Origin of the sequence: Paludibacter jiangxiensis (assembly GCF_001618385.1) — a bacterium.
GTDB classification, from domain to species: domain Bacteria; phylum Bacteroidota; class Bacteroidia; order Bacteroidales; family Paludibacteraceae; genus Microbacter; species Microbacter jiangxiensis.
The window spans coordinates 596636-610529 of record NZ_BDCR01000004.1; the positions used below are offsets into that span (position 1 = coordinate 596636).

At 41.4% G+C, this 13894-nt stretch carries 10 protein-coding genes; 4 read left to right on the plus strand and 6 right to left on the minus strand.

Annotation, left to right across the window (positions count from 1 at the left end; all coding sequences use genetic code 11):
* The first annotated feature begins 12 nt into the window (after positions 1 to 12).
* Together PJIAN_RS12635 and PJIAN_RS12640 are read left to right on the plus strand one after the other, a co-directional pair.
* Positions 13 to 906 (plus strand): lysophospholipid acyltransferase family protein, encoded by an 894-nt coding sequence (locus PJIAN_RS12635; RefSeq protein ID WP_068705608.1) that lies wholly within the window; start codon positions 13 to 15, stop codon positions 904 to 906.
* Entirely contained in the window at positions 903 to 1931 is a 1029-nt protein-coding gene (locus PJIAN_RS12640; protein WP_068705610.1) for a glycosyltransferase family 2 protein, read from the plus strand. Before PJIAN_RS12635 ends, PJIAN_RS12640 begins: the two co-directional genes overlap by 4 nt.
* Before the next feature lie 88 nt (positions 1932 to 2019).
* On the opposite strand, the gene PJIAN_RS12645 is transcribed toward PJIAN_RS12640, so the two are convergent.
* Both PJIAN_RS12645 and PJIAN_RS12650 read right to left on the minus strand, forming a co-directional pair.
* Positions 2020 to 4605 (minus strand): right-handed parallel beta-helix repeat-containing protein, encoded by a 2586-nt coding sequence (locus PJIAN_RS12645; protein WP_068705612.1) that lies wholly within the window; start codon positions 4603 to 4605, stop codon positions 2020 to 2022.
* Positions 4606 to 5049: 444 nt separating this feature from the next.
* Positions 5050 to 5850, minus strand: coding sequence for a DUF4382 domain-containing protein (locus tag PJIAN_RS12650; RefSeq protein ID WP_068705614.1), 801 nt, complete (start codon positions 5848 to 5850; stop codon positions 5050 to 5052).
* Positions 5851 to 6122: 272 nt separating this feature from the next.
* Between PJIAN_RS12650 and PJIAN_RS12655 the strand changes: the two genes are divergently transcribed.
* Positions 6123 to 6959, plus strand: coding sequence for a polysaccharide deacetylase family protein (locus PJIAN_RS12655; protein ID WP_068705616.1), 837 nt, complete (start codon positions 6123 to 6125; stop codon positions 6957 to 6959).
* A 509-nt stretch (positions 6960 to 7468) separates the two neighbouring features.
* Here the strand turns inward: PJIAN_RS12655 and PJIAN_RS12660 are convergent.
* The 4 genes from PJIAN_RS12660 to PJIAN_RS12680 form a co-directional block, all read right to left on the minus strand.
* Positions 7469 to 8143: an NUDIX hydrolase gene (locus PJIAN_RS12660; protein ID WP_068705618.1), complete on the minus strand. Its 675-nt coding sequence runs from the start codon at positions 8141 to 8143 to the stop codon at positions 7469 to 7471.
* 147 nt (positions 8144 to 8290) lie between these two features.
* Complete coding sequence (locus PJIAN_RS12665; RefSeq protein WP_068705620.1) at positions 8291 to 9313, minus strand: hypothetical protein; 1023 nt, start codon at positions 9311 to 9313, stop codon at positions 8291 to 8293.
* A 471-nt stretch (positions 9314 to 9784) separates the two neighbouring features.
* On the minus strand, positions 9785 to 10414 hold the full coding sequence (locus PJIAN_RS12675) for a cytidylate kinase-like family protein (protein ID WP_068705624.1): 630 nt from the start codon (positions 10412 to 10414) through the stop codon (positions 9785 to 9787).
* A 254-nt stretch (positions 10415 to 10668) separates the two neighbouring features.
* A complete protein-coding gene (locus PJIAN_RS12680) occupies positions 10669 to 12411 on the minus strand; it encodes an AIPR family protein (RefSeq protein WP_068705626.1) in 1743 nt (580 codons plus the stop codon).
* A gap of 525 nt (positions 12412 to 12936) precedes the next feature.
* Here PJIAN_RS12680 and nudC point away from each other — a divergent pair.
* Positions 12937 to 13770: an NAD(+) diphosphatase gene (nudC, locus tag PJIAN_RS12685; RefSeq protein WP_068705628.1), complete on the plus strand. Its 834-nt coding sequence runs from the start codon at positions 12937 to 12939 to the stop codon at positions 13768 to 13770.
* The last annotated feature ends 124 nt before the right edge of the window (positions 13771 to 13894 follow it).

Consider the following 13894-nt stretch of genomic DNA (forward strand, 5'->3'; position numbering starts at 1 on the left):
CAGAGTTAGCTGATGAAAAAACTTAGCGACACATTAGGTTATTATATTTTCTACGCATTTGCAGGAGTAATTGCCTGTTTGCCGTTGACTGTGCTTTACCTGATTTCGGATATTGCAGCATTCTTCGTTCACAGAGTTGTTCGCTACCGTCTGAACATTGTAAGAATGAATCTTCGCAATTCTTTTCCCGAAAAGAGCGATGCAGAGCTGAAATCTATCGAAAATAAATTCTATCGCCACCTTTGCGATTATGGCGTTGAATTGATAAAGATGACCCGCATTTCAGAAAAAGAGCTAGACAAGCGGATAACAATCGACAATTTCGATCTGTTTTACGAACAACTCGACAAAGGGAAAAACATCATTCTGCTTCTTGGTCATTATGGCAACTGGGACTGGCTCTCAACGCTTGAACGCCGGTTTCGCCCGGGTGTAACACTGGCAGCTGTTTACCGTCCGTTGAAAAACCCCGGCATCGACGAGCTTTTCATTAAAGCGCGGGAACGATTCGGCACACTCAATATTTCGAAGAACAACACTTTAAGAGCGATGATACGGATCAAGCAGAGCAAACAGCCTCACGTTGTGGCCATGGTCTCGGATCAAACGCCTTCCGTTAACAATCTGGAATACTGGACCAACTTTCTCCATCAGGACACCCCTGTACTTACAGGCATGGACAAAATAGCCCGACAACTTGACTTTTCAGTATATTACATTGACTGTCAGGTTGTAAAAAGAGGTTATTACAAAGCAACGTTATCGATTATTGAAAGTGATCCGGCTTCGTTGGAGCCTTATGAAATATGCGAGCGCTTTATTCGCAAAGTAGAACAAACTATACAACGTGATCCGGCATTTTACCTTTGGTCACACAAACGCTGGAAACATAAACGAGAAAAATGAAAATCAGCATTGTTATTCTGAATTATAACGGAAAACGCCACATGGAACGTTTTCTGCCGTCGGTAGTGCAGCACACCACCACCGCCGATACCGAAATTGTAATTGCAGACAATTGTTCTACAGACGATTCTATTCTGTTTTTGAAAAGCACTTACCCGCAGTTACGACTGATTCAGCTCGACAAGAATTATGGTTTTGCCGGAGGCTACAACAAAGCATTAGCTCAGATAGAAGCCGAATACTTTATTTTGCTCAATTCGGATGTGGAAGTAACGCCCGACTGGGTTGAACACTTGGAAAAAGTGATGGATGAACGCCCGGAAGTTGCAGCCTGTCAACCTAAGATAAGAGCTCTGAATGACCGAGCCCGCTTCGAACATGCGGGAGCTTGCGGCGGATTCATCGACCGGTTGGGTTACCCCTTCTGCCGTGGACGGTTATTCTCCTCTCTGGAAGAAGACAAAGGTCAATACGACACCGTACGGGAAGTTTTCTGGGCAACAGGTGCCTGCCTGTTTATTCGCTCCAAAGAATTTTTTGATGCCGGTGGCTTCGACGATACCTTTTTTGCCCACATGGAAGAGATCGACCTGTGCTGGCGTTTGAAAAGTCGCGGACGTTCTATTTTATGTATCCCGCAAAGTACTGTCTATCACCTTGGCGGTGGCAGTATGAGCGCTAAAAACAGCCGCAAAACCTATCTCAATTTTCGCAACAACTGGAGCATGTTATACAAAAACCTGACCGACGAAGAGTTGCAAAAAATTGCTTTCCCCCGCTTTGTACTCGACTATGTAGCTGCAATGCAGATGCTTTTGACAGGACAGTTCAAACACGCTTTGCAGGTTCCTAAAGCCCGAAAAGATTACAAAGCCATCCGAAAAGATCTTGCAGCCAAACGGGAAACCAACCTGCGCCTCGCAACAGTTGCCAAACCGTCGGGGATGCTCACTAAAAGTCTTTTGCGAATGTATTACCTGCAAGGCAAAAAATGCTTCAGTCAGTTGGAAAATCTCATACGGTAACTAACACAAACGCCCCGACAACCAAAAGTTGTTGGGGCGTTTCTTCTTTATTTACTCCTCTTACAGGCATTTTCCTCAATACGGACATTTAGTGAGTATTTAGGATTACTTTCCCTGTTTTTAAAGTTATTGCTCCGCTTACTAATTTATAGATATATAAAGTCTTCGGAAGGTTTGACATATCTACTTCATTGTACACATCATTGATTGGTGATTCTAAAACAACAATTCCAAGAACACTCATAATGGTCATCATTCGGTCTGCTTTGTCCGACATTTTTACGATAAGTTTATCGGCAACAGGATTAGGATAAATTGCCATACTGTCATTGATTGTCCCCGTACCGGAGGCTATGGTATTGGTCGTGTTGCCACTACTTACGTTCACGCTTAACTGAAGCGTCTCTGGTTGTTCTGCAATAGCGTCATCTATTGTCGGCACCCGAATGCTGAGAATTGTCACTCCCGCCGGAATAGTGATTGAACCGCTGCTCCAGGTTGTCCACGTACTTCCTCCGTTGGTGCTGTACTGTATCGGAGTGCCGGTATCGGTGCCAATGATAGCCGTTCCGCTGGTTAATGCGGGGGTAAAAACAACAGCCGTTGAACTGGCTTTGCTTAATGTCACATCAAAAACAAGGGGTGATCCCTCGGTAACTGTCGGACTGCTTACTGCAATGGTCGCAATAGTGGCCACATCATTATCATTGATTGTTCCCGTACCGAAGGCTGTGGTATTGGTCGTGTTGCCGCTACTAACATTCACGCTGAGCTGAAGCGTCTCTGGTTGTTCTACAATAGCGTCATCTATGGTCGGTACCCGAATGCTGAGAATCGTCACTCCCGCCGGAATAGTGATGGAACCGCTGCTCCAGGTTATCCACGTACTTCCTCCGTTGGTGCTGTACTGTATCGGAGTACCGGTATCGGTGCCGACGGTAGCCGTTCCACTGGTTAATGCGGGGGTAAAAACTACAGCAGTTGAACTGGCAATGCTTAATGTCACGTTAAAAACAAGGGGTAATCCCTCGATAGCTGTCGGGCTACTTACTGCTATGGTGGCAATAGTGGCCACATCATTATCATTGATTGTCCCCGTACCGGAGGCTGTGGTATTGGTCGTGTTGCCACTACTAACGTTCACGCTGAGCTGAAACGTTTCTGGTTGTTCGACAATAGTGTCATCTATGGTCGGTACCCGAATGCTGAGACTTGTCACTCCCGCCGGAATAGTAATGGAACCGTTGCTCCAGGTTGTCCACGTACTTCCTCCGTTGGTGCTGTACTGTATCGGAGTGCCGGTATCGGTGCCGACGGTAGCCGTTCCGCTGATTAATGCGGGGGTAAAAACAACAGCAGTTGAACTGGCTATGCTTAATGTCACATTAAAAACAAGAGATGATCCCTCGGTAACTGTCGGACTGTTTACGGCAATGGTAGATATAGCTTGTGTACTATAATATTCGAATGCTCCAATGTCATATCCGGCACCTTGAGGACGAGCGATGCCATCGTAATCATCAATAACCGTTGGAGTAAGATTTGTTCCGGCATTAATGGCTGGCGAAGTACTTTGCAGGTGAAAATTGTATTGTATACTGTCTACAAACAAAGGCGATTTGTTTGTTAAATTAGTGGCCAAAGATGAACCAACACCTATATCATAAATATTGCCGGCTTTATGATTCCAGCTTATATTGTTGGTCACGATAGCGCCAGTACTACCAGAACCGATATCGATTCCAGTGGCATTCTCTATATTGCCGCCATTATTTGCCCAAATAGTATTATTGTACACACCTGTGTTGCTGGCATTATAATCAATTTGAATGCCCCCACTATTTCCCCAAATAAGATTATTGTATGCTATATTATTTGCTCCTGACGAAAGAATTATGCCAGCGCCTCTACTCCCTACTCGGGCATTTTGGTGTATATTGTTATTGCGTACAATATTGTTTGTCGCATTCGCAGGCGCTTGCTCATTAAAAATATGAATGCCCCATCCTGCATTTTGGTATACCTCACATTTTTCAATCAGGTTATTACCGCCTGAGACATACATGCCATGATCAAAATCGGATAAGCCATTATTGTGAATTTTCAAATTGATAAATTCATTACTGCTTGATCCAGAATCTACATAAATACCATTGTTCTGGGCATTTTTCAATTCACAATTTTTTATTCTGATGTGGTTTGCCGTATTATTTGGATCATTCCCCGTATAGGTAATTTCCACCACATTGGTTGCGCCATTTACTCCATCTAAAATCAGGTTATCAAATATCAGATATCGAGTTCCTCCTGTCGGTCCCATGATGCGTATGACTTCAGTTGCACCCGCATTGGGTTGAATTGTAACACTCTCGCCCGGGTATCCTGCAATGGTAGCTGGCATTTGCCAGGAAGTTCCGCTGGGAAGGTTTACATTGTATTCATTTATTGATTCATTGTAGACGCCAGCGCGAATATAAAGTGTATCGCCGGCAGACAAACACTGAATACCTGCGGCAATCGACAATTTGGGAGACGCCTTATTTTTGGCTTGCGTACAGGAGTTTGCATCACTACCCGTCTTTGCAACGTAATAAACCGTTCCAAAAACATTAGTCGACAATAGTGATAAAAGAAAGCTGGAAATAAGTACAAAAGCACCTTTCGGGGAAATCATAATATTTATGCGAAAGAAGGGGCTATTAAAATACAATTAGAAGGGCTATGGAGATTAGCAAGATTAGTTGCTTATTATCAAGCATCTATAATTCTACTGGTTACGCCTAATTTCTAAGAGTCAGACCAACAATTCGAGAAACGCTTAGCTTGTTTTGCTAATAAAAATCTACTCTCATAAATATTTCAAATATAGTATCTTGGGGTTTCTTTTGTCATATAATAAATACATTTAATCTTCAAAGTTAAATAATTGATCATTAAGACTATTTGACAAAACACAATAAATATATTAATAAGTTATCTACTGATAGAAAATATAGTCATTCAAACACTTAGAGCTATTCATTTGGCTTCAAAACAAAAAGACCGGATGATACGTATTGGTCATAAAAAAGCCCTGAATGTGGAAACACTCAGGGCTCATAAAAACATCACCTAACTATCAATGAGTTACTTTCACTTCGCCAAGCATCGCTCTGTTGTGACCCGACAGAGTTACTGTTTTGGACAACGTGACATATCCGCTGTCAACCGGCATAAATTTAACCGTATATGAACCGGGGACAAATCCGCTTAACTTGAAATAATTCATCCGGAGGGTATCCGAAAGAGTGGAAACCGTATCCGTTCCGTTAACCACAAACACCTTGGTGAGCAATTTACGCGGTAAAATAAAACCTTCGATACTTTGCGTACATTCCATAATAAAGCCTCTCATTTTAGGAATCAGAATGTAATTTCCGCTTCTGTCTCTGATGATGGAACGTGCAATATCGAAGTCGAGCATAATACTGTAACTGCCTGTAGGAGCTACTTCTCTTGCTTTCACCACAATAGAACTGTCGCTTTTAGAAGGAATGATTAACTGTTTGGTGGTGCCATCCGACAGAACAACCGAATTACTCTTACCCAGAACAAAACGAATATGGCGTACAATTTCGCCACTTGGAATGTTGATTTTTGAAAGCAGCGCACTGTCGCCATTCGCCAACATTTTGATGTTATAGACAGCTTCGGTAAAAGTCGCATCTTTCCAGATAGAATCCTTGCCGATATACTGAATCGCTTTGACGTCAAGATTTACTGACTTATAGCGGAGCCAGGGCATATCCGGACGATGAAACATAGGATCGTCGGTCAGGTAAACTGACACAATTCTTGAGCCAGGCTCATTTATCGTATTGGTACACGATGTTACGAGCAAAGTGGCCGCAACGGCCATAAAAAATAACAATTTTTTCATACATGCTACTTTTAGATGTGTTTCACTGAAATTAAAAAACGTATCACCGGTAATAGTTTCTTAAATAACGCAGCAAATTGCGCGTGTATTGTCCCGTTTTATTCCTTCCCCATCCTATTTTTATACTATTTCAGAACATTTAGTAACTACGCTATCACTCTACCAATAAACACTTTGCATAAACACCCGGAAATCTCATAAACGAAATAAATGTGACTTTAAAAATTACCGGCAAAATCAGCTATTTTTGTCCTTCTTAAAGTCATCGCCCAATGCATAAAGTAATCCTTTCAGTTATAATAATCCTGTCCGCAGGATGTCCTTTTATCTCCTGCAATCGCAGTGCCGGTAGTAATGCACCTTCCGCTCCCCTGTCGCAGCAAAGTCAGCCGTCTCAAGACAAGACTATCAATAGTGCTTCCGAAATACTTGCAAAACAGGAAGTCCCAGTTCTTTGCTACCACCGCATTGAAGACGGGCGCAAAGATGATTACACGGTTAGTCCGGCTCAATTCGAAGCCCAGATCAGCGCGCTGGCTGACAGCGGTTACCATGCCATTTTGCCCGATCAGCTGTATGAATACCTTGCTCACAACGAAAAATTGCCCTCAAAACCGGTGATGATTACCTTTGACGATTCGCGCGTTGAACATGCCCTAATTGCGGCTCCCGTACTCGAAAAACATGGTTTCCGGGGTGTATTTTTCATCATGACTATCACCTACAACAAGAAGAACTACATGAGTAAGGACCAGATCGCACAACTGGCCAAAGCTGGTCACACGGTAGGTTTGCACACCTGGGATCATACCATGGTGACAAAATACAAGGAAGAGGCTGATTGGAAGAAGGAAGTTGCCGATCCGAAAAAAGGACTGGAAGGAATTACAGGCAAGCCTGTAGAATATTTTGCTTACCCGTATGGAATCTGGAACCATCAGGCTGCCGAAGAGTTGCATAAACAAATGAAGCTCTCGTTTACGCTGATTTCAAAACGTGATTCCGTTTATCCGCTGCAAACGGTCAGAAGAATGGTTGCTCCGGCATGGACGCCGCAGGGCTTGATAAAGGCTATGCATAAGACATTTGAGAAGAAAGAGAAAAAATAATGGCTTTTTTCTCTTTTGATATGCTGAAATTAAGTCATGCTTTGCCTGCGGCAGGCCTTCCTTTTTGGCGCAAAAAGAAAGCAAAAAACATTGACGAAAAGAACTCGTTCGCTCGGCCATGAAACATCTTCTCATCACCTAACCGTCAGTAACTCGCCTACTCTCTCTAACAGCTTTTCGTCAGTTTGGTATTCTTTTTTTATCCTTCGGATCTGGTTTTATCAGAAAATATAAAAAAATAATTCAGTTCGATTTCCATAAGTCTTTCTCATGCAGATTCGAACGGCCTTGTCCGGTGAGCCAACCAACGGTCAGCGTAAGCTAAAAAACAAGTGAAACGACGCAAAAATCGTCCTTGTTTGAAGTTTTCGACAAAAGGAGAAAACAAGTTTGGGCGATTTGCGTCGATGAACGCCAGTTTTTTGAGCGAAGCGGACTAAGCCTTGACTTTTTTGTTTACTTTTTGTGTCAAGACAAAAAGTAAAATAAACACAGCGAACAGCAGGTTATTATTGTTCATTTTTTATCTTTGCTATTTTTCGGGCTACTTCGTGGACAATGCGGGCGGTTATTCCCCAGATTACACCCTGATCGGTTTTGTAAACCAGCACTTTGTAGAGATAGTTTCCCCATGGATTTTTATAGACAGCCGGCAAGCCAAGTTCTTCCACTGGCAAGAGAACTATTTCTTTACCGCTTTTTTCATCGACAGTGGTAGGATGAACCTCGATTTTTACATTATACCGATCCGGTTGATTGTCCAAGAAATAGGTAACGGGAAGAGTAATCACCCGTTCCACCTCGCTCACGTTTACCGCAAGCTCGCCTAAGCTGACATCCGCGATGCCCACAAAGGCATCTACCGTCACACCCATAGGAGCCACCAACGTATTGATCCGACCAATGATTTCAATTTTATCTGCCGGAATCCCCATCTCTTCGTAGGTTTCGCGCAAGGCAACCTGCTCCAGCGAAGTATCGGTTTCGTCTATTTTGCCGCCCGGAAAACAAATTTCGCCGGCCTGACGAATATTGGCGGCACGCTTCTGAAAAACAAAATGATATTCACCGTTTACCGGCATGAGCAGCACCAGCACCACCGAATTGAAGTACTCTTCTTTCCCGTGAATACCTTCTTCGAAGCCCAACTGCTCTTTTATCCTGTTGAAATCTTCAATAACCATATCCGTATCATTATTCCGGTCTGGATAGTAGCTACACAGACCTATTCTTACGCTTCTCCAAATCTAGCTATTTTATGGAAGAATCGTTCCCGATTTCAGCAAAAAGAATGGTTGCCGGATGATTTTTTGGTAATCTCAACCAGTGAATTATTGATACTGAATATAAATCGGCTTGGGTTTCAGGTTGATCAGCTCCGGCGGTGTCAACATGTGATGCGGAGGATTTTTGATGTCGTTTTTGTAGAACAGTTTGAATCCGGTAAACTGAACAGGTTCACGGAAGATATACTGACGATAAGTGTCGTATTTCAGGTAAGGCGCACCCCACCCGTCCATGTTCACTACCATCTGGACTTCCTGATGGTGCTTGATTTGCTTGTAGTTGGTCACCATGCCCTGTGTAAAGCGATGCACAATCAGAATTTTTGGCGGAAGGTTGTATTGTTTGACCAGATCGGCCAGATATTCCGAGCAGTAATTGACATCTTCAGCATCGAACGTGCCAATTTTTTTACCCGGCAGACTACCATCTTTCATGGAAAATTCGGGATCGATAGCCAGATGCACGTGCGACATTTTGAGGTATTTTTCCAACAATGGCACTTCGTCTTTCAACTTACTAAGCGCCACCTGTATATCCAGAAAAACAATGGCGTTGCCCATTTTTGCGATGGTCAGCGCAGAATCAATTTGATGAGCAGGCATCCGCATACGGTATTTCCCATCTTTGCCGGGATTGCCCTGAGCCACTACCGCTATGTAGTGAATGGCCGGTATCACAGGAGTCGACGGATCGACAGCTTCCCAGGCTTTCATCTCTTTACGCAGCATTTCCCACAACGTGTCAGGAGCATATTCGCCCAACACACCCATTCGCTTTGAATAGAGATTACCATAATAAGCAATAATACGTTTATACGGCAAAATAGCTCCTTTCATGGGATAGGCCAAATGTTTCACCGGCCATCTCCCGGTAGTATCGCCATTGGCCAGCACCGCCAGTTTCTTGTTGTAAGCTATGGAGTCAACCGGTTCCTGTTTTTTCGGTGCCGCTTCCGACAAGCTATTCTTATCGGTATGGTCTGCTGCAGGAGTAGATTTACCAGACTGTGTGCATCCGCCCACCACAATTGCCGATGCCATGATAATAGAGAGGAGGTAATTTCGCATAAAAAGAGATATTCTGTTGATTAGAATGAGTGCCGGTAATATGTTCGCCAGACACAACAATACCCGCCGTGTACGCTGAATGCGATTTGCAAGACGGGTATCACTTGTCAACAAAGATAACAAGAAGTTATTTTACCTCCAAACAGGCTACGAATGAAAGAGATTCCGCATTTTAGAATTAGATAAGGGGCTTCCGCCCCTGCAACCCCGACTTCCTTTTTACCTTGACGCAAAAAGGAAGCAAAAACGTCAAGGCTATGCCCGCTTCGCTCAAAAAACCGGCGCTCGTCAAGCTAAATTGTCCAAACTTGCCCCTTCCTTGCGTCAGGAGCTTCAAACAATGGACAATTTTACGCTTGTCTCTCTTGTTTTTTGGCTCACCGGACAAGGCCGTTCCTAATCTGGCATAGCATCCTTTACAAATCCAGCATCTTTTCTTTGCCAAATCCTTAAATGCGGCACCCCCTTTACCTACGAATGAACCATTATTACATAATTGAGGATTAGTTCCACTGCATTGTCCACTCCGGTCTTGCCTGTATCAATGCAAAGATCGAACTGGCGTGCATCATGCCATTTACTACCGGTAAACGTTTCAATGTAATTCCCTCTCTCCTTATCATTTTTTTCAATCATTTCGAGAGCTTCTTTGTCGGTCATGCCGGTCTGACGGGCAATGCGATCCACACGGTAAGCTTTGTCGGCATGGAGATAAACCGTAATTACGTTGGGATGATCTTTCAGGATATAATACCCGCAACGCCCGATAATAACGGCCGCTTGTTCCCTGGCAATGTGTTGGATAATATCACTTTCTACCTTGAAGATTTCTCCCGTGGTTGTGATACGCATATCGGGAGGAAGAGGGGCATCGGATGCCAGAGCATTCAATTGAAAGAATGACTTCCAGAACGATTGAATTTTTTCATCCTTTTCGTCAATCTCTTTTTCCACAACGGAGAGTCGTTGCGCCGCCCGGCTGATAATCTCGCGATCGACATAGCGGATATTCAGCTTTTCGGCCACCTGCTGACCAATGGCTGCACCTCCGCAGCCCAACTGACGGCTAATGGTAATGATTAATGGTGTAGACGCTTTCATGGTGTGTTGCCTCCTTTCGGTTTTGTTGTCAATTTACGGTGAAAATATACAACAAAAAGAGGCAAATTATCATTGCAAACCAAATAATTATAAACGATCACGTCAATTGTCAGCATCAGAATTTACAGAACGATTGAATTAACTCAATTCGTGCATTAGCGGAGATGTTCTCCCTACTGGCGAGTTGGCTTGTTACAACTGTTAGGCTAGCAAAAGAACTCGAGGAAGGACACAGGGCTATCAGATTCCAAAACTTAATTATTAGAAGTAGATTTCTTATCATCCAAACTATCAAACAAAGAAGTTTGGATGACTGATTCGGTTCCTCTTATTTCTAATATTGTCTCTTTAATTTCTCTACAAAGATTAAAATTTTTAAAAGAAGACAAGGGGATTCTATTCACTGAGAACCGTGTATTGTAAACTATAACAAGTTTTTGACATACTTCTTTTATATCATTAGCCAACGTATTATTTATGAATTCGGCAATATTCACATTGGGGTTTAATAATAAATTTCGATGTTTGGCATATATTATATTTGAAATCAAATACATACCATTAAAACAAATATTTCTTGAATTATCATCAATTGTTTTTATATACTTCTCTATTTCGCGAAATACTTTAATTATATTAACTAGAAAAATCACATTTATATCCTTATTAAACAGAGTTTTGTAAAAGTCATCTTCCCATAATTTACCAATCTCTCGTTTTGCATAAGTTGAATAATCAACATTCTCTTGAAAACCCGCTAATGAAACAGTAGCTTCTTCAAAATAATAATTTGTTTCATTCTTTTTTTCAATCAATTCATCTCGCTTAACATGATATACCAAATTATTGAGGAAAAATTCATTTATTAATCTACTTTGTTGTTCATCTAAACTTATAAAATCTCTTTTTTCTATTCTATTCTGAGTATTACTTGCAATTGTTATATGCTTGTCAAAATCTTTCGGAGTATTCTCCAATGAAATTATCTTTACGAACACGCTCGCATTAGTTACTCTCTCCGGTTGTTTGTCAAAAGCATGTTTAATCGAACCAACAGTTTGAGCTCCATTTATAACTGATACGTCAAGAAGTTTGAACTTACCAATATCTCTTTTACCACTATTAAATGGAGACTTATTGATATGCTTACATAAGAGGACAATCCCATTATTCAAATAAAAGAAGTGTTCAGGTGTTTTAATTATTGATTTAACTATATCATAATTTACCGAATTTAACCCAATAAAACTTCTAAGGTTTTTAGAAAAAAGTCTTTTGGGATTATTTTGAGCTAATTCTGCTATACTTCCACAATTAACAGTTCCATAGTATGATTTATAGGGTTCTTCGTTTATTCCCCAATTTGACAAATCCAATTCAATATTGATTGGCTCTCCTGAAACAGAATCCTTTAGAAAATTATAAGCTTCTACAAGGCTAAATTCTTTAAAAAAAATCACTTCATCAGTATCATTTAATAACTCGATCTTATTCAATATTAAGTCTTTTATTTCACAAGCCAACATATTTCCTGAATGTATTAAAACAATCTGAATTCTAATGTTTGCAGAATAAATAGCCAATTCAATATTCTCCTTTAAACTATTCACTTTTGAATTAAACTTTGAGAAATCAAGAGCTAACAAATCATTAATACCCTCGAGAAATTTTAGTATTTCACCTTTATCTACACTGCATGTTCCTCTCTTATTAAATTTTGACTGACATATATATAATGTATTATTTTTCTTTGAATACAAAATAGCATCAATACCATTATCTTTGAAATTGTCAACTATACAATCAGATAATTCTGAATAATCTAAACCTGTTATGCTTTTCAATGCATATAAAAGATATGATTGAGTCAAACAAATATTTTCTAATTCATCTGCTGATATTTTAGGTTTTTCAATTTTAATTTGATCAAGGTTAACATGTTGAAAAACTTGATTTTCCAAAAGCGTTTTTATTCGAGAAATATGTAAAATACTCATTTTATGTTTTTTTAATATTCTATTTTAAATACATTACTTCCGAGTTGAGATTATAAATCTTATGCTACAAACTATATTACTCTCATATAACCATACTCTACCCATCCTATCGCTTAAAACAGCACTATCTATCAATTTACTCCTACTTGACATAAGATTTTAGTTATCTCTTTATCACGATTCAGCTTGTCCATACGCTAAAATTGCACAGGAGCCGAAGTAGATTAATTCAGACATCCTGCTTCTGACATTTGCTAACTACGAACAATCACCAAGCCTGTTCCATTTTCGCTTCAAATCTACAAATTTCCTTTTACAAATATCTATTTTTAGTTAATAATCTTTTCAATAACAATAAGAAACACCGTTTTCCAATCTTATTTCGGATATGCCGGAAATTTGACTTCTGTTCCTGTTAATTTCCGGTTTGCGATTACAAATTGCGCCTGCATCTTTAGAAAATAAAGCGTAAATTTGCACTCTACTCCGGGGCAATTCGTAGCCCCTGCAAATTCTATTATCAGCATGATTCAGGACATATTTCCGCACCGCTTCGATAACCATTTTGTAGCCGGCAAATCGATAGAAGACAAAGACTTCGTTCTTCATTACAAAGACAATACACTGTTACTAAAAAACGACAAAACCGGGCTTGAACTTCCGCAGAAAAAAGATTTCACCAACATCACCGACCAAACGGAAGCTACTTTTTTATTTACGCTTAACGAGGTGTCGTGTTTCCTTGTGTGGGACGCTCCTCTGGCGAAAGAATCGGACATCACCTATCAGGAGATCAATTTCTTCCGTACCGCCAGCCGGAAAGAGGTGGCCTGGGTCGGCGTGGTAGGCTATCACCTGCGCAACTGGTACGCCGAACATCGTTTTTGCGGCAAATGCGGGACAAAAACCATACACAAACCCGACGAACGGGCGATGATGTGCCCCAACTGTCACACGCTCTTCTTCCCGAAGATTTCGCCTGCCATTATCGTTGCTATAACATCCGGTGATAAAATTCTTTTGGCACATAACGCCCATTTCAAGCCCGGATGGTTCTCGCTGATTGCCGGATATGCCGATGTGGGGGAAACGCTGGAAGAGACCGTGCGCCGCGAAGTAAAAGAAGAAGTAGGACTCGATGTGAAGAACATTCGTTATTACACCAGTCAGCCTTGGCCTTTGTCGGGATCGGTAATGGTAGGTTTCACGGCCGAAGCCGACGAAAACCAGCCGATAGTGATCGATCAGAACGAAATTGCCGAAGCTGCCTGGTACACCCGCGGCAACCTGCCCGACCATCCCACCAATGTGAGCGTGGGCGGCGAGTTGATAGAGAAGTTTGAAAAGGGAGAATTGTAAAACTAAGCGGCCATTCTTCTCCGTATTTTCAGAATAATCAGTAAATTTGCCAAAGCATTCGGCAGCGTGCAGAAGCAGCCGGAATAAGACGGAATAAAAATTATAACTTCCTAAAATACAAAGA